The sequence below is a fragment of the Eoetvoesiella sp. genome (genome assembly GCF_035555955.1).
Taxonomy (GTDB): domain Bacteria; phylum Pseudomonadota; class Gammaproteobacteria; order Burkholderiales; family Burkholderiaceae_B; genus Eoetvoesia.
The window spans coordinates 61,198-82,454 of the sequence record NZ_DATMGA010000068.1; the positions used below are offsets into that span (position 1 = coordinate 61,198).

21 protein-coding genes are annotated in these 21,257 nt (G+C 63.5%); 14 read left to right on the forward strand and 7 right to left on the reverse strand.

Features of this window, described 5'->3' with window-relative positions; all coding sequences use genetic code 11:
- Positions 1-142: 142 nt before the first annotated feature.
- The 14 genes from rpmB to VNT00_RS17115 all read left to right on the forward strand — a co-directional run bounded on the left by rpmB (position 143) and on the right by VNT00_RS17115 (position 13,843).
- Positions 143-379 carry a 50S ribosomal protein L28 gene (rpmB, locus tag VNT00_RS17050; RefSeq protein WP_325589665.1) on the forward strand — a complete coding sequence of 79 codons (237 nt, stop codon included), beginning with the start codon at positions 143-145 and terminating at the stop codon, positions 377-379.
- 37 nt (positions 380-416) lie between these two features.
- Positions 417-584 (forward strand): 50S ribosomal protein L33, encoded by a 168-nt coding sequence (rpmG, locus tag VNT00_RS17055; RefSeq protein ID WP_094827438.1) that lies wholly within the window; start codon positions 417-419, stop codon positions 582-584.
- A gap of 219 nt (positions 585-803) precedes the next feature.
- Entirely contained in the window at positions 804-3,464 is a 2,661-nt protein-coding gene (gene leuS, locus VNT00_RS17060) for a leucine--tRNA ligase (RefSeq protein ID WP_325589671.1), read from the forward strand.
- Between the two features lie 10 nt (positions 3,465-3,474).
- Positions 3,475-4,149, forward strand: a complete 675-nt coding sequence (locus tag VNT00_RS17065; RefSeq protein WP_325589673.1) for an LPS-assembly lipoprotein LptE — start codon at positions 3,475-3,477, stop codon at positions 4,147-4,149.
- A gap of 34 nt (positions 4,150-4,183) precedes the next feature.
- Positions 4,184-5,245 (forward strand): DNA polymerase III subunit delta, encoded by a 1,062-nt coding sequence (holA, locus tag VNT00_RS17070; protein ID WP_325589675.1) that lies wholly within the window; start codon positions 4,184-4,186, stop codon positions 5,243-5,245.
- A 68-nt stretch (positions 5,246-5,313) separates the two neighbouring features.
- Positions 5,314-6,606 carry a glutamate-5-semialdehyde dehydrogenase gene (locus tag VNT00_RS17075; RefSeq protein WP_325589677.1) on the forward strand — a complete coding sequence of 431 codons (1,293 nt, stop codon included), beginning with the start codon at positions 5,314-5,316 and terminating at the stop codon, positions 6,604-6,606.
- A gap of 1 nt (position 6,607) precedes the next feature.
- Positions 6,608-7,024, forward strand: a complete 417-nt coding sequence (locus tag VNT00_RS17080) for a CopD family protein (protein ID WP_325589679.1) — start codon at positions 6,608-6,610, stop codon at positions 7,022-7,024.
- Positions 7,025-7,039: 15 nt separating this feature from the next.
- Positions 7,040-8,569, forward strand: a complete 1,530-nt coding sequence (locus tag VNT00_RS17085; RefSeq protein ID WP_325589681.1) for a THUMP domain-containing protein — start codon at positions 7,040-7,042, stop codon at positions 8,567-8,569.
- Between the two features lie 151 nt (positions 8,570-8,720).
- The gene (locus VNT00_RS17090; protein ID WP_325589683.1) at positions 8,721-8,912 is read left to right on the forward strand and encodes a BAR domain-containing protein; all 192 of its coding nucleotides are present in this window, start codon (positions 8,721-8,723) and stop codon (positions 8,910-8,912) included.
- Between the two features lie 161 nt (positions 8,913-9,073).
- On the forward strand, positions 9,074-9,580 hold the full coding sequence (locus VNT00_RS17095) for an RDD family protein (RefSeq protein WP_325589685.1): 507 nt from the start codon (positions 9,074-9,076) through the stop codon (positions 9,578-9,580).
- Between the two features lie 147 nt (positions 9,581-9,727).
- The gene (locus tag VNT00_RS17100) at positions 9,728-11,149 is read left to right on the forward strand and encodes an AMP-binding protein (RefSeq protein ID WP_325589687.1); all 1,422 of its coding nucleotides are present in this window, start codon (positions 9,728-9,730) and stop codon (positions 11,147-11,149) included.
- 92 nt (positions 11,150-11,241) lie between these two features.
- The gene (locus tag VNT00_RS17105) at positions 11,242-11,763 is read left to right on the forward strand and encodes a gamma carbonic anhydrase family protein (protein WP_325589689.1); all 522 of its coding nucleotides are present in this window, start codon (positions 11,242-11,244) and stop codon (positions 11,761-11,763) included.
- Positions 11,764-11,773: 10 nt separating this feature from the next.
- The gene (gene hslO / locus VNT00_RS17110) at positions 11,774-12,697 is read left to right on the forward strand and encodes an Hsp33 family molecular chaperone HslO (RefSeq protein ID WP_325589691.1); all 924 of its coding nucleotides are present in this window, start codon (positions 11,774-11,776) and stop codon (positions 12,695-12,697) included.
- A gap of 123 nt (positions 12,698-12,820) precedes the next feature.
- A complete protein-coding gene (locus tag VNT00_RS17115; protein ID WP_325589693.1) occupies positions 12,821-13,843 on the forward strand; it encodes a TadE/TadG family type IV pilus assembly protein in 1,023 nt (340 codons plus the stop codon).
- An 84-nt stretch (positions 13,844-13,927) separates the two neighbouring features.
- Here VNT00_RS17115 and ftsB read toward each other — a convergent pair whose 3' ends face one another.
- The 7 genes from ftsB to VNT00_RS17150 all read right to left on the reverse strand — a co-directional run.
- Positions 13,928-14,263: a cell division protein FtsB gene (ftsB, locus tag VNT00_RS17120; protein WP_325589695.1), complete on the reverse strand. Its 336-nt coding sequence runs from the start codon at positions 14,261-14,263 to the stop codon at positions 13,928-13,930.
- A gap of 11 nt (positions 14,264-14,274) precedes the next feature.
- Entirely contained in the window at positions 14,275-15,561 is a 1,287-nt protein-coding gene (gene eno, locus VNT00_RS17125; RefSeq protein WP_325589697.1) for a phosphopyruvate hydratase, read from the reverse strand.
- Between the two features lie 248 nt (positions 15,562-15,809).
- Positions 15,810-16,247 (reverse strand): MarR family winged helix-turn-helix transcriptional regulator, encoded by a 438-nt coding sequence (locus tag VNT00_RS17130; RefSeq protein ID WP_325589699.1) that lies wholly within the window; start codon positions 16,245-16,247, stop codon positions 15,810-15,812.
- Positions 16,247-17,917, reverse strand: coding sequence for an MFS transporter (locus tag VNT00_RS17135; protein WP_325589701.1), 1,671 nt, complete (start codon positions 17,915-17,917; stop codon positions 16,247-16,249). Before VNT00_RS17135 ends, VNT00_RS17130 begins: the two co-directional genes overlap by 1 nt.
- 171 nt (positions 17,918-18,088) lie before the next feature.
- A complete protein-coding gene (kdsA, locus tag VNT00_RS17140; RefSeq protein ID WP_325589703.1) occupies positions 18,089-18,934 on the reverse strand; it encodes a 3-deoxy-8-phosphooctulonate synthase in 846 nt (281 codons plus the stop codon).
- Positions 18,931-20,589: a CTP synthase gene (gene pyrG, locus VNT00_RS17145; RefSeq protein WP_325589704.1), complete on the reverse strand. Its 1,659-nt coding sequence runs from the start codon at positions 20,587-20,589 to the stop codon at positions 18,931-18,933. The genes kdsA and pyrG overlap by 4 nt, the downstream gene beginning before the upstream one ends.
- An 80-nt stretch (positions 20,590-20,669) precedes the next feature.
- Positions 20,670-21,257 (reverse strand): M24 family metallopeptidase (locus VNT00_RS17150; protein WP_325589705.1); only part of this gene is annotated, 588 nt, incomplete at its 5' end.

The window sequence follows — 21,257 nt, forward strand, 5'->3', positions numbered from 1 at the left end:
GGTCTTTTGTTTCACCCCCAAAGCATTGCCCCTTGGTGCTCGCTATTACAGCCACGCAGTCACGTAGCCATGTAGTCACTCAAGGGAAATGGAAATATCCAGGGTGGATGGGCCTTTACAGCAAAACTTAAGGGGTATAACCATGGCACGCGTATGCCAAGTTACCGGCAAAGGCCCGATGGTGGGCAACAATGTTTCGCACGCTAACAACAAAACCAAGCGTCGCTTCCTTCCCAACCTGCAATCGCGCCGTTTCTGGGTCGAAAGCGAAAACCGCTGGGTGCGCCTGCGCGTTACCACCAAGGCTATCCGCACCATCGACAAAAACGGCATCGACGCCGTTCTGGCCGACCTGCGCGCCCGTGGCGAAGTGGCTTAAAGCCGCCGCATAGCGTACCAATCATCAGGAGCTCATCATGGCAAAAGGCATTCGCGAGAAAATCAAACTCGAATCCACCGCAGGCACCGGTCACTTCTACACGACCACCAAGAACAAGCGCAACATGCCCGAAAAGATGTTGATCAAAAAATTTGATCCCGTCGCCCGCAAGCATGTCGATTACAAAGAAATCAAGCTCAAGTAATCAAGCAGCATTCAAAAAAAACCCTGGTTTCCCGCCAGGGTTTTTTTACGCCCGCCGCATGGCCGAACCAGCCATGCACGGGCTTCGCGGCGCCATCCGGCCGAGCGCGAAACGGCAAAGCCGGAACCAGGCCCGCCCGATGCGCGGCTTCCAAAGCGCCTTGAAGCCCCGCACCCTATAATGTATGGTTTGCATCAAACCTTAAAGATCAAGAATCTCATGCAGGAACGTTACAGCCCCACTTCCGTCGAAGCCGCCGCCCAGCAAAACTGGAGCGGGCGCGACGCCTATCGCGTCAGCGAAAACGCCGTCGATGCCAACGGCTCGCCCAAGCCCAAGTTCTATGCCTGCTCCATGCTGCCCTACCCCAGCGGCAAGCTGCACATGGGCCACGTGCGCAACTACACCATCAACGACATGATGACGCGCCAGCTGCGCATGCGCGGCTATAACGTGCTGATGCCCATGGGCTGGGACGCCTTCGGCATGCCGGCCGAGAACGCCGCCATCAAGTCCAAGGTGCCGCCCGCCAAGTGGACCTACGACAACATCGCCTACATGAAAAAGCAGATGCTGGCGATGGGCCTGGCCATAGACTGGTCGCGCGAAATGTGCGCCTGCGATCCCAAGTACTACAAATGGAATCAGTGGCTGTTCCTGAAGATGCTGGAAAAAGGCATTGCCTACCGCAAGACCCAGGTCGTCAACTGGGATCCGGTCGACCAGACGGTTCTGGCCAACGAACAGGTCATCGACGGACGCGGCTGGCGCTCGGGCGCGCTTGTCGAGAAGCGCGAGATCCCCGGCTATTACCTGCGCATCACCGACTACGCCGAAGAACTGCTTGAGCAGGTCAAGAACGGCCTGCCGGGCTGGCCCGAACGTGTGCGCCTGATGCAGGAAAACTGGATAGGCAAAAGCGCCGGCGTGCGCTTTGCCTTCCCGCACGACATCAAGGACGACAGCGGCAAGCTCATCCAGGACGGCCGCCTTTATGTCTTCACCACACGTGCCGACACCATCATGGGCGTCACGTTCTGCGCGGTGGCGCCCGAGCATCCCCTGGCGGCGCAGGCTGCCAGCTCCAACCCCGAACTGGCGGCCTTCATCGAGGCCTGCAAAATCGGCGGTACGACCGAACTCGAACTGGCGACGCGCGAAAAAGAAGGCATGCGCACGGGCCTGCAGGTCACCCATCCCCTCACCGGCGAGCCGGTCGACGTCTGGGTCGGCAACTACGTACTCATGACCTACGGCGATGGCGCCGTCATGGGGGTGCCCGCCCACGACGAGCGCGATTTCGCCTTCGCGAAAAAATACGGCCTGCCCATCGCCCAGGTGGTTGCGGCCGGAAACAAAACCTATTCCACCGATGCCTGGCAGGAGTGGTATGGCGACAAGCAACAGGGGAACCTGGTCAATTCGGGCAAGTACGACGGGCTTGCGCCCCTTGCCGCCGTCGATGCCGTGGCCGCCGACCTGGCCGCCAAAGGCCTGGGAGAAAAACAAACCACGTGGCGCCTGCGCGACTGGGGCATTTCGCGCCAGCGCTACTGGGGCACGCCCATCCCCATCATCCACTGCCCCGAATGCGGCCCGGTTCCGGTGCCCGAAAAAGACCTGCCGGTCGTGCTGCCGGACGATCTCATCCCCGACGGCAGCGGCAACCCCCTGAACAAGCACGAAGCCTTCCTGTCGTGCCAGTGCCCCAAGTGCGGCGCCGCGGCCCGCCGCGAAACCGACACCATGGACACCTTCGTGGATTCGTCGTGGTACTTCATGCGCTATACCTCGCCCGGCAACGACAGCGCCATGGTCGACCAGCGCAACGACTACTGGATGCCCATGGACCAGTACATCGGCGGCATCGAGCACGCCGTGCTGCATCTGCTGTACGCGCGCTTCTGGACGCGCGTCATGCGTGACCTGGGGCTGGTCGACTTCGACGAACCCTTCACCAAGCTGCTGTGCCAGGGCATGGTGCTGAACCACATCTATTCCCGCAAGAACGAAAAAGGCGGCATCGAGTACTTCTGGCCCGACGAAGTCGAGAACACCTACGACGCCAAAGGCGCCATTACGGGCGCCAAGCTGCTCAAGGACGGTTCGCCCATTCAATACGGCGGCATCGGCACCATGTCCAAGTCCAAGAACAACGGCGTCGATCCCCAATCGCTCATCGACACCATGGGCGCCGACACGGCCCGCCTGTTCGTCATGTTCGCCAGCCCCCCCGAGCAGACCCTGGAATGGTCCGATTCGGGCGTCGAAGGCGCCAACCGCTTCCTGCGGCGCGTCTGGGCCTACAGCCACAGCAAGCAGGCGCTTGTGCGGGCGGCCGCGCAATCCCCCGCCGCCGACTGGGCCGGCGCCGACGAAGCCACCAAGACACTGCGCCGCGAAATCCACACCCTGCTCAAGCAGGCCGACTACGATTATCAGCGCATCCAGTACAACACCGTGGTTTCGACCTGCATGAAAATGCTGAACACGCTCGAAGCGGCCACGCTGCCCGATACCGGCATCGCCCACCAGGCCCTGGCCGATGCGCTTGGCGTGCTGCTGCGCGTGCTGTATCCTGTCGTGCCTCACATCACCTGGCAGATATGGCGCGAACTCGGGCTGGACACCCGCTACGGAGATCTGCTGGACGCCCCGTGGCCCGAGGTCGACGAAGCCGCCCTGGTTGCCGATGAAATCGAACTCATGCTGCAGGTCAACGGCAAGCTGCGCGGTTCGCTCAAGGTCGCCACCGGCGCCGCCAAGGCCGATATCGAGCAGGCCGCCGCCGCGCACGAGGCGGCGATCCGCTTCCTCGAGGGCCGGCCCGCCAAGCGCGTCATCGTCGTTCCCGGAAAACTGGTCAACATCGTCGGATAACCACCAAGCCATGCACAGTCAATCAACCTCGACCCGCAGTACCGCCTCCTCGTTGCTCTACTGGACTCGCGGATTTGCCGGCCTGGTGCTGCTTGCCGTGCTTGGCGCTTGCGGCTTCCACCTGAAAGGGGTTTCGCCGCTGCCTTTCGACACCCTGTATACCAATATTCCCGAGAACTCGGCCTTCGGCGCGCAAATACGCCGCGCCATCATCGCCGCCTCGCCCAACACCCGCTTCGTTTCCAAGGCCAGCGAAGCCCAGGCCCGGCTCACCCAGCTTTCCAACACCCAATACCTGCGCGAGGTCTCATTGAACGCACAGGGGCAAGTCGAGGAATACGAGCTGAACCTGCGCTTCACCTTCCAGCTCACCGACGACAAAGGACACCTGATACTGCCGCCGACCGCCCTCGAAGCCATCCGCGAAATACCCTACGACTCCACGGCGCTGCAGGCCAAGCAAGGGGAAATCGGCAACCTGTACATCGAAATGCAGCAAAGCCTGGTGGATCGCGTCGTGCGGCGCCTGACCTCGCCCGAGGTCACCAAAGCCTTCCAGAATCCTCAAGATCTGCCCCAGACCGAGCCCGGCAACCCTGGCCCGGCCCAACAGAACGACTACCGCTCCCCCATTCCCACGCCGCTTTCCATTCCTGGCGCGGCGCCGGGCACCGGCATAAATTAGAGCTAGTCAACACATACCAAGGAGTCGCGAAGCCATGGGACGCCGGCTCGATATCGACCGCCTCCTCGAGCAGCTTGAACAAGCTTCTCAAGCCCTGGACACGCTGTACGTCGTCATGGGCGACGAGCCCCTGCTCATCACAGAGGCCTCGGACGGCTTGCGCGCGGCGGCCTCCCGGGCCGGCTACCTTGAGCGCACCAGCCTGGTCATGGACGCGCGCAGCGACTGGTCGGCCCTGATCGCCGCAACCCAGAACATTTCCCTGTTCGGCGACAAGCGGCTGGTCGAAGTCAAGCTACCCTCGGGCAAGCCGGGCAAAACCGGCGGCGAAGCCCTGGCCAAGCTGGCCGGCCTGGCGCAAGCCGGCCTGCTCGACGGCACCCTGGTGCTGGTCAGCCTGCCCCGCCTGGACAAAACCACACGCAACAGCAAATGGGCCGGCGCCCTGCTGGATGCCGCCACGCTGATTGAAGTGCCCACCATCGAGCGGGCCGGATTGCCGCGATGGATCCAGCAGCGCATGGCCAGGCAGAACCAGCAACTGGAACCGGCCAGCCTTGAATGGATGGCCGACAAGGTCGAAGGCAACCTGCTGGCCGCCTTCCAGGAAATTCAAAAACTCGGCCTGCTTTACCCGGAGGGCAAGATCAGCGCCAAGGATGTGGAGCAGGCCGTGCTCAATGTGGCCCGCTACGATATTTTCGGGCTGCGCGACGCCATGCTGGCCGGCAACCCGGCAAGGGCCCTGACCGTACTGGCCGGCTTGCGGGCCGAGGGCGAAGCCCTGCCGCTGGTGCTCTGGGCCGTGGGAGAGGAAATCCGCGTCATGGCGCGCCTGGCCGCCACGGCCGCCGCCGGACACGACCTTTCGTCCGCCCTGCGCCAGCAGCGTGTATTCGGTCCGCGCGAACAGCTCGTGCGCCAGACCCTCAAGCGCGTGCCGGCGCAAGCCTGGCCGGCCGCCGTGCAGCATGCCCACGACGTCGATCGGCTGATCAAGGGGTTGAAGGTCGCGGGGCGCCTGGACGACCCCTGGGAAGAGCTGGCGCGCCTGACCCTGCGCATTGCCAACAGCGGGGCGCGCAGCCCGCGCTAAAATAGCTTTATCCTTGACGCTTGCCCAAAGCGCAAGGCCAAAACACTTCAAGCCCCGACGACACCATCATGAACGCTCCGATTACCGATACGCCCGTCCAGAACACGGCGCTGGCCGACGAAATCAAAACCCTTGGCATGCAGGCCCGGCAAGCCGCGCGGCTGCTCATGACGGCCTCCGGCCACGCCAAGGCCCAGGCCCTGCGCGCCATGGCGGCGCGCCTCGAGCGCGACAAGGCGGTGTTGCAGGCCGAAAACGCCAAAGACCTCGAAGCCGCCCGCAAGAACGGCCTGGCCCCGGCCATGGTGGACCGCCTGGCCTTGTCCGACAAGGCTCTGAAAACCATGATGACGGGCCTGCTGCAAATCGCCGACATGCCTGATCCGGTCGGCAGCGAAACCGCGTCGAACACTCGGCCCAACGGCATGCGGGTCGGCCAGATGCGCGTGCCCATCGGGGTCATCGGCATCATCTACGAGTCGCGCCCCAACGTCACCATCGACGCGGCCGCCCTGTGCCTGAAATCGGGCAACGCCACGATTCTGCGCGGCGGCAGCGAGGCCTTTCATTCCAATCGCGCCCTGGGCGCGGTCATCCAGGCGGGCCTGGCCGATGCCGGCCTGCCCGAGCACGCCGTGCAGGTGGTCGGCACCACAGACCGCGCGGCGGTGGGCATGCTGGCCACCCTCACCGACTACATCGACGTCATCATCCCCCGCGGCGGCAAGGGGCTGATCGCGCGGCTTTCCAACGAGGCCCGCGTGCCGCTGCTCAAGCACCTGGACGGCAACTGCCATGTCTACATCGACGCGGCCGCCGACCTGGACAAAGCCCACGACATCGCCGTCAATGCCAAGACCTATCGCTACGGGATCTGCGGCGCCATGGAAACACTGCTGGTGCATGCCGCCGTCGCGCCCGCTATCTTGCCCCGCCTTGCCAAAACCTTGCTGGACAAGGGCGTGGAACTGCGCGGCTGCGAGCGCACCCGCGCGCTGATCCCTCAAGCCGTGCCGGCCACCGACGAGGACTGGGCCACCGAATATCTCGAACCCATCCTGGCCATCCGCATCGTCGACGACATCGACCAGGCCATGGATCACATCGCGCGCTGGAGCTCCGGCCACACCGAATCCATCGTCACCGAGAACCTGCATGCCGCCACCCGCTTCCAGCGCGAGGTAGACTCCAGCTCGGTGTACGTCAACCTGCCCACCTGCTTCGCCGACGGCTTCGAATATGGCCTGGGCGCGGAAATCGGCATCTCGACCAATCGCCTGCATGCCCGCGGCCCGGTCGGGCTCGAGGGCCTGACCACGCTCAAATGGGTGCTGACCGGCGACGGCCAGCTGCGCGGCTGACATGCTGTGGGTCAAGACCCTGCACATCGTGTTCGTCGTTTCGTGGTTTGCCGGGCTGTTCTACCTGCCGCGCATCTACGTCAACCTGGCTCAAAATCCCAACGAGGCCGTCCAGACCTGCCTGCTGGGCATGGCGCGGCGCCTGTACCGCTTCACCAGCAAGCTGGCGGTGCTGGCCATATTGTTCGGCCTGTGGCTGTTCCTGGGCTTCAAGCTCGGGCAAGGCCAGGCCTGGATGCACGCCAAGCTGTTCCTGGTGCTGGTGGTCGTTGCCTACCATCTGGCCTGCGGCAGGCTGCTGAAAAACTTTGAAGCCGGCCGCAATACCCGCAGCCACCGCTACTACCGCTGGTTCAACGAAGCCCCCGTCATTCTGCTGCTGGTCATAGTTGCCCTGGTCGTAGTCCGACCTTTCTGACCTACGTACCTCTTCATGACCGAGTCCGACAAAACACGCAAGACCCTTACCCTTTCCAGGCGCCCCAAGGAAACCGAAGACGCCGCGCCGGCCGGCAAGCGCCAGCGTTCGGGCGGGCGCGCCCGCCAGATCGCCCAGCGCGAGCTCGAACGCGCCAAGCAGGCCCCCGCCCGGACGGCGCCGGCCTCGGAAAGCTCCGGACAAGCACGCCCGGACTCGTCGCGGACAGACGGCAAAGCCCCGGCGTCCGGACAGCGCCGAGCGTCACCGCCGCGCGCTTCCGCCGACAGGCCGCTCCACTCCGCGTCCGATTCCAGAGCCCGCCAGGAACACGAGCCCCGGGACGACGCCGCCGACGATACGCCCCGCACAGGCCGGCGAAAGTCCGCGAAGCCTCCCCGCCATGCCGAGATCTTCCCCATCTTCGCCCCCTGCCCCCAAGGCCTAGAAGAAGCGCTGGCCGAGGAACTCCAGGCATTGGGCTTCGACGATGCGCGCCCGGGGCGCGCCGGCTGCCACTTCAGCGCCGACTGGACCGGCATGCAGCGCGCCAATCTGTATTCCCGCCTGGCCACCCGCATACTGCTGCAAGTCGCGCACGGTCCGGTGCAGCATGAGGACGACATCCTCGAACTGGCCCGCCAGACGCCCTGGGAGCGCTGGTTCGGCCCGGAGCAAACGCTGCGCGTCGACACTTCGGCGATCCGCAGCCCCATGCAAAGCCTGCAATACTGCAACCTGCGGGCCAAGGACGGCATTTGCGACCGCCTGCGCGAACGCGAAGGCGCGCGGCCCGACATCGACACCGTGCGGCCCGATGCACGGGTTCACTTGTTCCTGACCGAGGACAGCGCCACCTTGTACCTGGACACCTCGGGCGAATCCCTGTTCAAGCGCGGCTGGCGGTTGGACAAGGGCGAAGCTCCCATCCGCGAGAATCTCGCGGCCGGCATCCTGGCGCTTTCCGGCTGGGATCCTTCGCAGCCGCTGCTCGATCCGTTTTGCGGCAGCGGCACCATTCTGATAGAAGCGGCCTGGATCGCCCTGGGCGTACCGGCGGGCATCTGGCGGCCTTTCGGCTTCGAACGCCTGCGCAATCACGATGCACGGCATTGGCGCGATCTCAAGGACGATGCCCGTGCGCATATCGGCACGCAGCTGGAAAGCCCGCTGGTGGGCGTGGACCTGAACCCCGCCGCCATCGACGCGGCCCGGCACAATGTCGAGCGCGCCTGGCTGACCCCGGACTCCATCCGCTTCGAGGTGGGGGACGCACGCAGCACCCCCGCCCCCGCGCCATCGGGCTGGCTCGTCACCAACCCTCCTTACGGGCTGCGGCTGGACACCGACGACACCGAAATGTGGCGCGCGTGGTCGCAAAACCTCAAGCAGAATTTCAGCGGCTGGCGGATCGGCGTCATTACCAGCGACCTGAGCCTGCCGCAAAAGATGCGCCTCAAGCCAAACCGCCGCTACCCTCTGCACAACGGCGCGCTCGATTGCCGCCTGTTCAGCTTTGAGATGGTGCCGGCCGGCTACCGCTGACGTGCCATTTAAACAACAGTTTGCGGAAACCGAAATGGCATCGGCCCGACATTCTTACTGCGTCGCAACAAAAAAAGCTTGCTATTCTAGGGTTAACCCTTATAATAGGGTTAACCCTGAGCGAAACGCTCAATTTATAGAGAGGCTAACCATGATCCACCTGTCCAGCGACATCCGTCTTACCGATGAACTCGAACGCCAACTGATGCAAGAAGCTATTGATGAACAAAACCGCTTCAAGCCCGGCGTCGCGCTGAAGAGCCTGTTCGTAAAACTGGGCAAGACCCAGAAATCCAGCAGCATTGCTCCTGTCAGCCGCAAGAACGTTGAATCGGCCGCTTGATTACTGACCGATAGCCGGAGTTGTTCCGGCAATTTGCAGGCCGGCAGCCCAGCTGCTCTCTCTCCGAAAAAGCCGCAAGAGCGGCTTTTTCCATTTCCGTGCGCAAGATGTCGGATAATAGAGGGTTGCCACATTCCATCCTCGATCGGGCCAGCTCGCCAATGCCACAAACCACCACCTCGTCTCCCGCCCTTCCCGCCCCCAGCCGCCTGCGCCGATGCGCCTGCATGATCTACGAGGGCGTGCTGCTGTTCGGCGTGGTCTTCCTGGCCGGCTACATCCTGGACACCCTGACGCAAAGCCGCAGCGGACTTACCTTGCGCCACCTGCGCCAGGCCATTCTGTTCTTGGCCATTGGCGTGTACTTCGTCATGAGCTGGCGTTTCAGCGGCCAGACCCTGCCCATGAAGACCTGGAACATCCGCATCGCCGAACGCGACGGCACGACGCCGGGCCTGTCGCGGCTCGTGCTGCGCTACATTCTGGCCTGGTGCGTGCCGCTGCTGGCGGCCATGGCGATCCGGGGCATTTCCCACGCCAGCGGCGTTGCCGCCATCGACCTGCTCATCGTCTTCGCGCCATTCGCCTTGTTTCTTTGGACCTGGTTCGACCGCGACGGCCAGTTCCTGCACGACCGGCTGCTCGGCACCCGATTGGTAAGCGTCTAAACGCATCGACAATCAACCCCGTAAAAACCCTAGGCCGCTGAACTTTCTGTACCTCAGGGATTGCACAGAATCCGCTTGTCGTTCATGCTTGCACAGTAAAAAGACGCCCACGCCTTTCTTTACCTCGTTGCAGCCAAAAAATAAACAATGAACGACCGATACCCTGATCTCTACTCGTCTTATCAGTGGTTTGTCCCTTCCCAATTCAATATCGCGCAGGTGTGTGTGCACCGATGGGCCGAGAACCTGCACGAGGGCCGGCGCACCGCCATTTATTTCGAAGATGAAAACAACCAGCCCGGCATCTGGAGCTACACCCGGCTATCGGAAACCAGCCATCAACTGGCCAACGGGCTCACGAAAATGGGGGTGCAGCCAGGCGATCGCGTAGCCATCGTCATGACGCCCCGCCCCGAACTCATCGCCGCCTGCATGGCGGCGTTCAGTGTGGGAGCCATTGCGGTCCCTCTTTCTGCGCAAAGGCTGGGTTCCGACGGGCTGGGAGCGCGCCTGCGCGATGCCGAGGCGCGCGTGGCCCTGGTCGACGCCGCCTCCGGGCCCGACCTGCTGCAGGCCCAGGTACGCTGCCCCGCCCTGACGCAAATAGTCGGCCTGGGCTTCCAGCACGACAGCATCCTGCCCTGGCACAGCCTGCTGGCCCGCCAGCCCACAAGCTTCAGGATGCTGCCCACCCGCTCCGACAGCGCCGCCCTGCTGTTCCATACCGGCCAGCCGCCAGCCAAGCCGGCGGGCATTCTTCATGCCCACCGCGCCCTCATCGGCAATCTGCCGGGCTTCGTGGCATCGCAAAACTGGTTTCCGCAACCCACCGACATATTCTGGACGCCCGACGACGCAACGCACTGCGGCAGCTTGCTCAACGGCATACTGCCCGCCCTGTACTTCGGCCGCGCCGTCGTCATCACGGCGGGCAGCGCCACAGGCGCGCGCGCACTCGATATCCTGAAACGCTACCGGGTCACCAACGCGGCATTCTCGCCCAGCACGCTCACGCGCCTCATGGACGAACTGCAAGATACACCCCGCGAACAATACCCCCAGGCGCTGCGCGCCATCGTGATAAGCGGCGGGTCGCTGCCCGGCCATGCCTTCGAATGGTGCCAGCGCGCCCTGGGCGTCACGCCCAACGAGGCCTACGGCCTGGCCGAAGCCAACTACGTCGTCGGCAACAGCCACTTCAAGTGGCCAGCGCTTGCGGGCAGCCTCGGGCGGCCCTTTCCCGGCCATCTCGTCACCGTGCTGGACGACAACGGCAAGCCGGCTCCGGCCAATATCGTCGGCGAAATCGCCATCAACCGCTACGATATTCTCGGCCACCCCGACCCCTCCATGTTCCTCGGCTACTGGCGCAACGAAGCGGCCACCCTTGCCCGGTTCAGAGGCGACTGGCTGATGACCGGCGACCTGGCCACCATCGACAAGCAGGGAAACTTCTGGCATTGCGGGCGGCGCGACCAGCCGCTCAAAAGCCCGGGCCAGCATTTCGATCCGGCCGCCATCATCCTGGCCCGAGACGAACTGCGCATGGCGGCCGCCGACAAGCGATAATAATAAAAATACCGAACGCCGGCCCCGCACGGGCAAGCCGGCCGCCACGGCGGCGAGCGCGCACGCGCTGGTTCGCGCAACCAAGGAAACTCATGGCCATCTATCAGTTCGACACCCTCGTCCCTCAAATCGACGGCGACACGTTCATCTTCGAAAGCGCCGACATCATCGGCGACGTCAGGCTGGCCGCCGGGGTCAGCGTCTGGTCCAACGTCAACATACGCGGGGACAACGCCCCCATCATCATCGGGCGCAACAGCAACATCCAGGAAGGCAGCGTGCTTCATGTGGACGCCGGCGTGCCCATGACCATCGGCGAAAACGTGACCGTAGGCCACCAGGCCATGCTGCACGGCTGCACCATCCGCGACGGCGCCCTCATCGGTATGCAGGCCATCGTGCTGAACAACGCTGTCATCGGCCGCAACTGCCTTATCGGCGCGGGCGCCATTGTGCCGGAAGGCCGCGAAATCCCCGACAACTCGCTGGTGGTGGGCGTGGGGAAAATCGTGCGCGAGCTCTCTGAGGACGAAATCCGCTCCATGCACGACAACACCCAGCACTATGTAGAGCGCGGGCGCGAATATAAAAAATCGCTGAAGCGGATGGGCTAAAATCCCATAGATGACCGACCAACTCAAAAAATACCTGTTCCAGGATCACAGCACGCGAATCCAGGCAGTAAAACTGACCGCCGAATGGCAAACCGGGCTAAGCCACCAAAGCTATCCCGATTGCGTGCAGCGACTGCTGGGCGAACTGACTTCGGCCGCCGTGCTTCTGGCCTCCAACCTTAAATTCGATGGCTCCGTCGTGCTGCAGCTGCAGGGCGATGGGCCGGTGGCGCTCATCGTCGTCGAATGTGGCCAAGGGCTCACCATCCGGGCCACGGCCACGCTGCGCGACGGACACGACATCCCCGCCGGCGGCACGCTGCAAAGCCTGCTCAACCAGCATGGCCAGGGCCGTTTCATCGTAGTGCTGGATCCCAACCGCAAAACCACCGACCTGCAGCCTTACCAGGGCGTAGTGCCGCTCGAAGGGCAAACCGTGGCGGAAGTGCTGGAACACTATATGCGCAACTCCGAACAGCTGGATACGCGCTTATGGCTGGCCGCCGACGCCCAGAACACGGCCGGCCTGCTGCTGCAGAAACTGCCTGGGCAAGGCGGAACCAGCACCACCGAGGCCGGACAGGCCCAGGACACCTGGGAGCGCGCCTGCGTGCTGGCCAATACCCTGAAGCCCGACGAGCTCCTGCAACTGGACACCGACGCCGTCATCCATCGCCTTTTCTGGGAAGAAACGCTGATCGCCTTCGACCCCCAGGACGTGCGGTGGTGGTGCCCCTGCACCCGCGAACGCGTGGCCAATATGCTGCGCACGCTGGGAAACGAAGAAATCGAGTCCATCCTGGCCGAGCAGGGCCACGTCGACGTCGCCTGCAATTTCTGCGGCAAACCGTATCGCTTCGACCCCATCGATTGCGCGGGCCTGTTCATCTCCCATATCAATCAAGAACCGGAAGGCGGCCAGTCCCTGCACTAGTGCGCTGTTTGCCGCAAAAGCGTTTGCGGCAGACACTGGATACAGCTCCTGCAGCTGTCGCGCCGCGGGGTGCAGGCATTTTCCACAATCGACGCAGGCAGGCCGGCGCGGCACACTGTCGCCATGCCAGCCCTGTCCCGCCCTCCTCGATATCTCGTCCGCCGCCACAGGCTGCAGGCGGGGTACTCGCTTGTCGAATTTTCCGCCGTCGCGATTCCGCTGCTCATGGCGGGCCTGGGCAGTATCGAGCTTGCGCATTGGTTCTTCGTCAAGCAGGCGGTAAGCCTGGCCCTGCTCGAGGCCGCACGGGCCGGCATCACCCAGCACGCCGACCCCCAGGCCATGGAGGCCGCATTCGAAAAAGCCCTGCTGCCTTTGCATCCGGCATCACAAGGGCAGTCCGCCGAACAAAAGCTGCAATCCGCGCTGCGCAAGCGCACCCAGGCCGTCGACGGTCCGCCCTGGCGCATCGAAGTCCTGCAACCCGGGCCGGCGGCCTTCGCCGACTTCGGCGGCACCCGGCTGCCAATCAGCGCCAGGCATGGCCTTGCCGCCATCGACAACCATTACCAGGCCGAACAACACCAGCGCCATCTCGAACTCGGCCGGCCGCAAGGCCGCGGCCCGGCCTCGGGCCTCGACATCTACGAAGCCAACACCCTCGCGCTGCGCCTCACCTATTTGCACGAACCCGCCCTGCCGGGCCTGAAAGGGTTGATCCGCCAGTTGGTCTCGGGAATGGACAGCTACAGCGCCCGCGCCATGTCCCGGGCGGGCTACCTGCCTATGCGCCAGGAAATCCGCCTGACCATGCAAACCCACGCCCTGCAATGGCCGGCTTCGGCCAGCGGCAAAATAAGCGGCCGGGCGGTCAGCGCTCCGCCAGCCGCACCCACCACAGAGCCCTGCACCGGCATATGGTGTCTGAGAACGGGCGGCCAAGCGCCCGGCACAGACGCTTCAGCCACGGCACCCCAAGGCGGCGCCCCGGGCTCGCCGGACACAGCCGGTCCGCCGCATGGCTACGAAAGCCCGGCCCCCGGCTCTACCCCGCAAGCCGGACCGCAGCCCGATGCAAGCGGCGACGCAACAACGCCGCAAGCCGGAAACCCGGAATGCGGCGTCACGTTGTGCTGCCTGCCTTGAAGCGCGTGGAGAACTCCGGCGCCATATCGAAATTGCCTCGCTTGACCTCGGCCTGAAGGCCGAGGCTTGCGCTTCGGCCCGTGGTCAGTTGCCCTTTTTGTCTTCCGGACTGGCCAGCTTGGGGGTTTTCAACTGCGGCTCTTTTTCGTTGGGAGAGAGAATCTGCACATAGGTCTCGCCCTGCTTGAGCATGCCCAACTCCCCGCGCGCGCGCTCTTCCACCGCCGACGTCCCGGTTTTGAGGTCCTGGACTTCGGCCGCCAGCGCATTGTTGCGCGCCAGCAGCGCTTCGTTGGTGTCGCGTTGCGCCGCTACTTTTTCCTCGAGCTCGTGAACCCGGAACCAGCCGCCCTTGCCCCACCACAACGGGTACTGGACGGCCAGAGTCAGCAAAACCAAAACCAGGAGTAGCAGTCGCATGGCTGTAGCGGCTAGCGCAGATTATAGAATGCGTCGCGGCCGGGGTAGGACGCCACTTCGGCGAGTTCTTCCTCGATGCGCAGCAGCTGGTTGTACTTGGCCATGCGGTCGGAGCGCGACAACGAGCCAGTCTTGATCTGCATGGCATTGGTGGCCACGGCGATGTCGGCAATGGTGGAGTCTTCGGTTTCGCCCGAGCGGTGCGAAATGACGGCCGTATAGCCGGCGCGCTTGGCCATCTCGATGGCGGCGAAGGTTTCGGTAAGCGTGCCGATTTGGTTGATCTTGATGAGGATGGAGTTGGCGATGCCCTGGTCGATGCCCTGCTTGAGGATCTTGGTGTTGGTGACGAACAGGTCGTCGCCCACCAGTTGCACCTTCTTGCCCAGTTGCTCGGTCAGCAGTTTCCAGCCTTCCCAGTCGTTTTCGGCCATGCCGTCTTCGATGGAGACAATGGGATATTTGTCGCACCACGTGCCCAGCAGATTGGCGAAATCCTGCGCGGTCAGTGCCACCCCGCCCTCGCCGGCCAGGTGATAGCGGCCATCGCGATAGAACTCGGAGCTGGCGCAATCCAGGCCCAGGGCGATTTGCGAACCGGCCTCGTAGCCGGCATCGCCGATGGCCTGCAGAATGAGCTGGATGGCCGCTTCGTGGTTGGCGACATTGGGCGCGAAACCGCCTTCATCGCCCACTGCCGTGGACATGCCCTGCTTGTTGATGAGTTTTTTCAAGGCGTGGAAGACTTCGGCGCCCATGCGCAGCGCGTCGCGGAAGCTGCCCGCGCCGATGGGCAGGATCATGAATTCCTGCAGGTCGAGCGTGTTGTTGGCATGCGCGCCGCCGTTGATGACGTTCATCATGGGAACCGGCATCTGCATGGGGCCGCTGCCGCCGAAATAGCGATACAGCGACAAGCCGGAATCGTCGGCCGCGGCGCGCGCCGCGGCCATGCTGGCAGCCAGAATGGCGTTGGCGCCAAGACGGCTCTTGGACTCGGTGCCATCCAGGTCGATGAGAGTGCGATCGACAAAGGTCTGCTCCTGGGCGTCCAGGCCCATGAGCGCTTCGGAGATCTCGGTGTTGATGTTCTCGACGGCGCGCAGCACGCCCTTGCCAAGGTAGCGCGAAGCGTCGCCGTCGCGCAGCTCGATGGCCTCGCGCGAGCCCGTGGAAGCGCCGGACGGCACGGAGGCGCGGCCCATGGCGCCCGACTCGAGCAACACATCACATTCAACGGTGGGGTTACCGCGCGAGTCAAGAATTTCGCGCCCAATGATATCTACGATTGCACTCATGATATTGACAGTCCTGCCTGAAATTACGATTTGGTTTGGCGCCCGCCCGGCCCAACAACCCGGGAGAGATAAATTTAAAGGTCTGATTGTACTCGGGCTTGGCAAAATCGGCCCATTCAAACCGGAACGCCAGGTTTCTTTTGGTATCACAAAAGCGCCCGAAGCCGCTCCCATGGCCGCCGAACACTGGAAGCGCGAACGTGGAAGGCTTTCGAGGCAGCGGCCCGCCAGTCCACGCTCCTAGGCCATCACGGACGCGGCGTTTCGCTGCGCAAGCGCTTTTCCAGAATATCGAGCAGCCTGCTCAGAGTTTCCACTTCCTCGGAGGAAAGGTCGGAAACCAGCGTGCCAAAGAATTCCATGCGCTTGGGCAGGGCCTGTTCGACCAGCCGGACGCCGTCGCCGGTAAGAACGACATTGGTCAGCCGATTGTCCCGTTCGTCGTTGTGCCGCGCGATGAGGTCGAGGTTCTGCATGGCCTTGACCTGGCGCGTCAGGGCGGCTGGATCCATGCCCAGTTGCTCGGCCAGGTGCTTCTGCGACATCTGACCCTGCTGGTACAGTGCCAGCAGGATGCGCCAGCGCGGCAAAGGCAGGCCCATGCTGGCGTCGAAAGAGCTGAGCATGGCGCGGTATGTGCGGCCCAGTTGCTGCACGACCTTGAACGCGGGTAATTCTATGGGCATCAGCGCGCCTCCTGCCTATCGCCGCCTGGCGACGCAGCACTGGACTCGGCAACCGCTTCGGTGCCGGCGGCAGGGCCGGCGGCCGGCTTCGCCCCGCCCGGAGCGCGGTTGAAACGCACGGGCTCTACGCCGCGCACCCAGAAAGAAGCCGCCACCACCACCAGCAAAACCAGCACCATGCCCAGGTGTATGGACGACACCATCGAGGCGCGCGCCGCGTCGATCAGGGCGGCTCCGTCCAACCCCAGCCCATGCAGCAAGCCGGTGAACTTTTGCTGGTCGGCGGCGTTCATGAGTATTTGCGGATCTTCGAGCATGCCCGCCCAAGCCCCCGGCGAATGCGTGGACACCACCTGCTTCACATGCTGCACGTAGTAGTGATTGACCAGAGAGCCCACGATGGCCATGCCCAGCATGCCGCCTATCATGCGCGTGGACTGCAGCAAGGCGGTTGCAATGCCCAGTTGCCCGCGTCCGGCGATTTCCTGGCCGAATACGGTCAGGTTGGGCACGACAAAGCCCAGGCCCAGCCCGCCGACCACCAGTATCCCCGCCATGACCCACACATTGGTCGAACGGGAGATCACCACCAGGCCCGCGCACGAAATGAACAGCAGCACGAAGCCCAGGTAAAGCATGATGTTGGGGTTGGGCAGGCGCACCAGAATACGGCTATTGAAAATGCTGGCCACCGTTATGCAAAACACCAGCGGCGTAATCAGCACGCCCGCCGCTTGCGGCGTCTGCCCGAAGCCGCCCTGCAGCAGCAGCGGTACGTAGAACAGAATGGCGAACATGGCAAAGCCCAGCAGCGTGGACAGGCCGAACAGCGCCGACAGGCTCTTGTTGCGGAACATATCGAGCGGCAGCAAAGGATCCACGCAATGCCTTTCCCAAAAATACAGGGCTACGAACATCACCACGCTGCCCGCCCCGGCCAGCGCCGCCATCGAGCCCATGTTCGGCGTGGGCAGGAATTCCACGAAAAGCTGCAGGCCGCTCAGGCCCGCCGCGATCAGTATGGCGCCCTGCCAGTCCAGGTGGATGTTGCCGTGCTGCATGTGCCGGATACGCGGCAGGTATTTTGAAATGAACCACAGGCCCAGAATGCTGATGGGCAGGTTGACGAAGAACACCGAACGCCAGCCCGCATAATGCGTCAGCACCCCGCCCAGGGTCGGGCCAATGGCGTTGGCCAGCCCGTAGGCCGAGCTGAACAGCACCTGCCAGCGCAGGCGCACGCGCGGTTCGGGGAACAAGTCGGGAATGCACGCAAACGCAGTACCCACCAGCATCCCGCCGCCTATGCCCTGCAGCGCGCGCGCCAGAACCAGCTGCATCATGCTGTTGGAAAACCCGCACAAGGCCGAAGCGGCGCCGAACACCACGATGGCTGCGATGACGAAATGCCGGCGACCGTAGTAATCGCCCAGCCGGCCGAAAATCGGCACCATGATGACCGAGGTGAGCAGATAGGAAGTACCCACCCAGGCATACAGTTCGAAGCCGTTGAGCTCGGCCACGATAGTGGGCAGCGCCATGCCCACCACGGTCTGGTCGATGGCGACCATCATGACCACGAAGCACAGGCCCAGCATGGCGAAAAGGGATTGGCGAACCGACAGGACGCGGCCGGTTGCGGAGGAATCTGTTGCGGCTATGGGAGCCATGAAAAACCCTGGATAACACAATTATTGATAAGTCAATGATTTTACGGCGGCGAAATCCACCAAGCAAGTCCACTTGCTGTAAAACAACAAAAAGGGAAGAAAGCGCGGCTTGCCTTGGGGCGGCCCGGCAGAGAGCCTAAGCCGAGCCCCACACCGCGCTGCGGGAAGAGGCTAGATTTCGAACAGGCCGTTGCGTTTGACGCAGCGGTCGATTTCGACCAGGGACTCGAGCAGCCCTTCCATGCGGTGCAGGGGCACGGCATTGGGGCCGTCCGACAGGGCCTTGGAGGGGTCGGGATGGGTTTCCATGAACAGGCCCGCCACGCCCACCGCCACGGCGGCGCGCGCCAGCACCGGCACGAACTCGCGCTGGCCGCCCGACGAGGTGCCCTGCCCGCCCGGCAGTTGCACGGAATGCGTGGCATCGAACACCACCGGGCATTCCGTTTCACGCATGATGGCCAGCGAACGCATGTCGGACACCAGGTTGTTGTAGCCGAACGAGGCGCCGCGCTCGCACACCATGATGTTGCCGCCGTCGCCGCCCGCCTCGATGGCGGCGGCCCGCGCCTTGGCCACCACCTGCAGCATATCGTGCGGCGCCAGGAACTGGCCCTTCTTGATGTTGACCGGTTTGAGCGAGGCCGCGCAAGCGTGGATGAAGTCGGTCTGGCGGCACAGAAAGGCCGGTGTTTGCAGCACGTCGACCGCCTGCGCCACGTCGGGAATCTGATCGACGGTGTGCACATCGGTAAGAACCGGCAGTTTCATTTGCGCGCGGATATCGGCCAGTATCTGCAGGCCTTCTTCCATGCCGGGGCCCCGATACGACTTGTCGGAACTGCGATTGGCCTTGTCGAACGAACTTTTGTAGATGAAGGGGATGCCCAGCCTGCCGGTGATCTCCTGGAGCACGCCAGCCGTATCGAACGCCATCTGGCGCGACTCGATGACGCAAGGGCCTGCGATAAGGAAAAACGGCTGGTCCAGGCCCGCTTCGAATCCACAAAGTCTCATGCCGACTCCTTCCCGACGCGCTGGGCCTGGCGCTTCAGCGCGGCATTGATGAAGCTGCTGAACAAGGCGTGGCCATCGCGCGGGGTCGAGGTGAACTCGGGGTGGAACTGCACGCCCATGAACCAGGGGTGGCCGGGCAGCTCCATGATTTCGGGCAGTTGCTCGGTGGGCGTGCGGGCGCTGATGACCATGCCGGCCTCTTCAAGGCGCGGCACATAGGCGTTGTTGACCTCGTAGCGATGGCGATGGCGTTCGTAGACTTCGTTGCCGTAGATGTCGTGGGCCCGCGTGTCGGGCTTGACCGGGCAGCGCTGCGCGCCCTTGCGCATGGTGCCGCCCAGATCGGAAGCCTGGTCGCGGCGCTCGATCTGGCCTTCGCGATCCTGCCATTCGGTGATGAGAGCCACCACCGGATGTGGGGTGGCCGGGTCGAATTCGGTGCTGTTGGCGTTTTCCAGGCCGGCGACGTCGCGGGCGAACTCGATGACCGCCAGTTGCATGCCCAGGCAGATGCCCAGGTAGGGCACGCCGTTTTCGCGGGCATAGCGGATGGCGGCTATCTTGCCTTCGGTGCCGCGCTTGCCGAAACCGCCAGGCACCAGAATGGCGTCCAGGTGCTTGAGGCAGTCGACGCCTTCGGTTTCAATGACCTCGGAATCGATGTACTCGATGCCGACGTGCGAATGCGTATGAATGCCCGCATGCACCAGCGCCTCGGACAAGGACTTGTACGACTCGGTGAGATCGACGTATTTGCCGACCATGCCGATGCGCACTTCGTTGCGCGGATGCTCGATGGCATCGATAAGCCTGTCCCACATGGACAGGTCGGCAGGCGGGGGTGAGATGGCCAGCGCATCGCAAACCAGGTTGTCCAGGCCCTGCTTGTGCAGCATGGCGGGAATCTTGTAGATGGAGTCGGCGTCCCAGACGGAAATGACGGCATCCAGCGGCACATTGGAAAACAGCGAGATCTTGGCGCGCTCGTCGTCGGGAATGGGCCGGTCGGCGCGGCACAGCAAGGCATTCGGATAGATGCCGATCTCGCGCAGCTTCTGCACCGAGTGCTGCGTGGGCTTGGTCTTGAGCTCGCCGGCCGAGGCTATGTAGGGCACCAGGGTCAGGTGCACGAAGGCCGCGTTGTTGCGGCCCAGGCGCAGGCTCATTTGGCGCGCCGCCTCGAGGAAAGGCAGGGATTCGATGTCGCCCACCGTGCCGCCGATTTCGACGATGGCCACGTCGGCCTCGCCGTTCCAGGCAGCCTTGGCGCCGCGGGCGATGAAGTCCTGGATTTCGTTGGTGATGTGCGGGATGACCTGAACCGTCTTGCCAAGGTAATCGCCGCGACGCTCTTTGCGCAGGACGGATTCGTAGATTTGGCCGGTGGTGAAGTTGTTGACCTTGTGCATGCGCGTGGAGATGAAGCGCTCGTAGTGGCCAAGGTCGAGGTCGGTTTCCGCGCCGTCTTCGGTGACGAAGACTTCACCGTGCTGAAACGGGCTCATGGTGCCGGGATCGACGTTGATATACGGGTCAAGCTTGAGCATCGTGACACGTAAACCGCGAGATTCGAGGATCGCGGCAAGAGAAGCAGCAGCAATGCCCTTACCTAAGGAGGACACTACCCCACCCGTTACAAACACATATTTGGTCATCGTAATTGGCGCCCGGGAGCACCGGGCGGGAGCGGGAAATTGGAATTATAGCCGACGCGCGCGGACTTCATGAAAAGCCTTTACAGCGCTTGCGTTCGAGCCCAAAGCCACTCTTTGGCCGCCCCCTGGACCCAGGGCGCCAGCCGTTCGCGCACCTGCTCGTGGTAGGAATTCAGCCAGGCGCGCTCTTCGTTGGTAAGCAGTTCGTCCAGGATGCAGCGCGTGTCGATCGGGCACAGGGTAAGCGTCTCGAACTTGAGGAACTCGCCGAACTGCGTCGTGAAGGCGGGCTGGTTGACCACCAGGTTCTCGATGCGGATGCCCCATTTGCCCGGGCGGTACAGCCCCGGCTCGTTCGAGGTGATCATGCCAGGCTCCATGCCCATGTTGGCATTGATGGGCGTGCGGTACGAAATGGCTTGCGGCCCTTCGTGGACATTCAGGAAGTAGCCCACGCCGTGCCCCGTGCCGTGTCCGAACTCGGCGCCGGCCTGCCATATAGGCAGGCGCGCGATGGGGTCGAGCATGGGCGATGCGATGCCGCGCGGGAACACCGCCTGCGACAGCGCCACCATGCCCTTCAGCACCACCGTGTAGTCGCGCTTCTGATCGCGGCTGGGCTTGCCCACCGGCACGACGCGGGTGATGTCGGTGGTGCCGCCCAGGTA

Bases quoted from the DNA above. Each gene is read 5' to 3' on its own strand.
- eno (WP_325589697.1), bottom strand. From the start codon at position 15,561: ATGAGTGCAATCGTAGATATCATTGGGCGCGAAATTCTTGACTCGCGC.
- hslO (WP_325589691.1), top strand. From the start codon at position 11,774: ATGACCGACCAACTCAAAAAATACCTGTTCCAGGATCACAGCACGCGA.
- leuS (WP_325589671.1), top strand. From the start codon at position 804: ATGCAGGAACGTTACAGCCCCACTTCCGTCGAAGCCGCCGCCCAGCAA.
- VNT00_RS17115 (WP_325589693.1), top strand. From the start codon at position 12,821: ATGCCAGCCCTGTCCCGCCCTCCTCGATATCTCGTCCGCCGCCACAGG.
- VNT00_RS17130 (WP_325589699.1), bottom strand. From the start codon at position 16,247: ATGCCCATAGAATTACCCGCGTTCAAGGTCGTGCAGCAACTGGGCCGC.
- VNT00_RS17075 (WP_325589677.1), top strand. From the start codon at position 5,314: ATGAACGCTCCGATTACCGATACGCCCGTCCAGAACACGGCGCTGGCC.
- VNT00_RS17080 (WP_325589679.1), top strand. From the start codon at position 6,608: ATGCTGTGGGTCAAGACCCTGCACATCGTGTTCGTCGTTTCGTGGTTT.
- VNT00_RS17085 (WP_325589681.1), top strand. From the start codon at position 7,040: ATGACCGAGTCCGACAAAACACGCAAGACCCTTACCCTTTCCAGGCGC.
- kdsA (WP_325589703.1), bottom strand. From the start codon at position 18,934: ATGAGACTTTGTGGATTCGAAGCGGGCCTGGACCAGCCGTTTTTCCTT.
- VNT00_RS17105 (WP_325589689.1), top strand. From the start codon at position 11,242: ATGGCCATCTATCAGTTCGACACCCTCGTCCCTCAAATCGACGGCGAC.
- VNT00_RS17095 (WP_325589685.1), top strand. From the start codon at position 9,074: ATGCCACAAACCACCACCTCGTCTCCCGCCCTTCCCGCCCCCAGCCGC.
- VNT00_RS17090 (WP_325589683.1), top strand. From the start codon at position 8,721: ATGATCCACCTGTCCAGCGACATCCGTCTTACCGATGAACTCGAACGC.
- pyrG (WP_325589704.1), bottom strand. From the start codon at position 20,589: ATGACCAAATATGTGTTTGTAACGGGTGGGGTAGTGTCCTCCTTAGGT.
- holA (WP_325589675.1), top strand. From the start codon at position 4,184: ATGGGACGCCGGCTCGATATCGACCGCCTCCTCGAGCAGCTTGAACAA.
- VNT00_RS17135 (WP_325589701.1), bottom strand. From the start codon at position 17,917: ATGGCTCCCATAGCCGCAACAGATTCCTCCGCAACCGGCCGCGTCCTG.
- rpmB (WP_325589665.1), top strand. From the start codon at position 143: ATGGCACGCGTATGCCAAGTTACCGGCAAAGGCCCGATGGTGGGCAAC.
- rpmG (WP_094827438.1), top strand. From the start codon at position 417: ATGGCAAAAGGCATTCGCGAGAAAATCAAACTCGAATCCACCGCAGGC.
- VNT00_RS17065 (WP_325589673.1), top strand. From the start codon at position 3,475: ATGCACAGTCAATCAACCTCGACCCGCAGTACCGCCTCCTCGTTGCTC.
- ftsB (WP_325589695.1), bottom strand. From the start codon at position 14,263: ATGCGACTGCTACTCCTGGTTTTGGTTTTGCTGACTCTGGCCGTCCAG.
- VNT00_RS17100 (WP_325589687.1), top strand. From the start codon at position 9,728: ATGAACGACCGATACCCTGATCTCTACTCGTCTTATCAGTGGTTTGTC.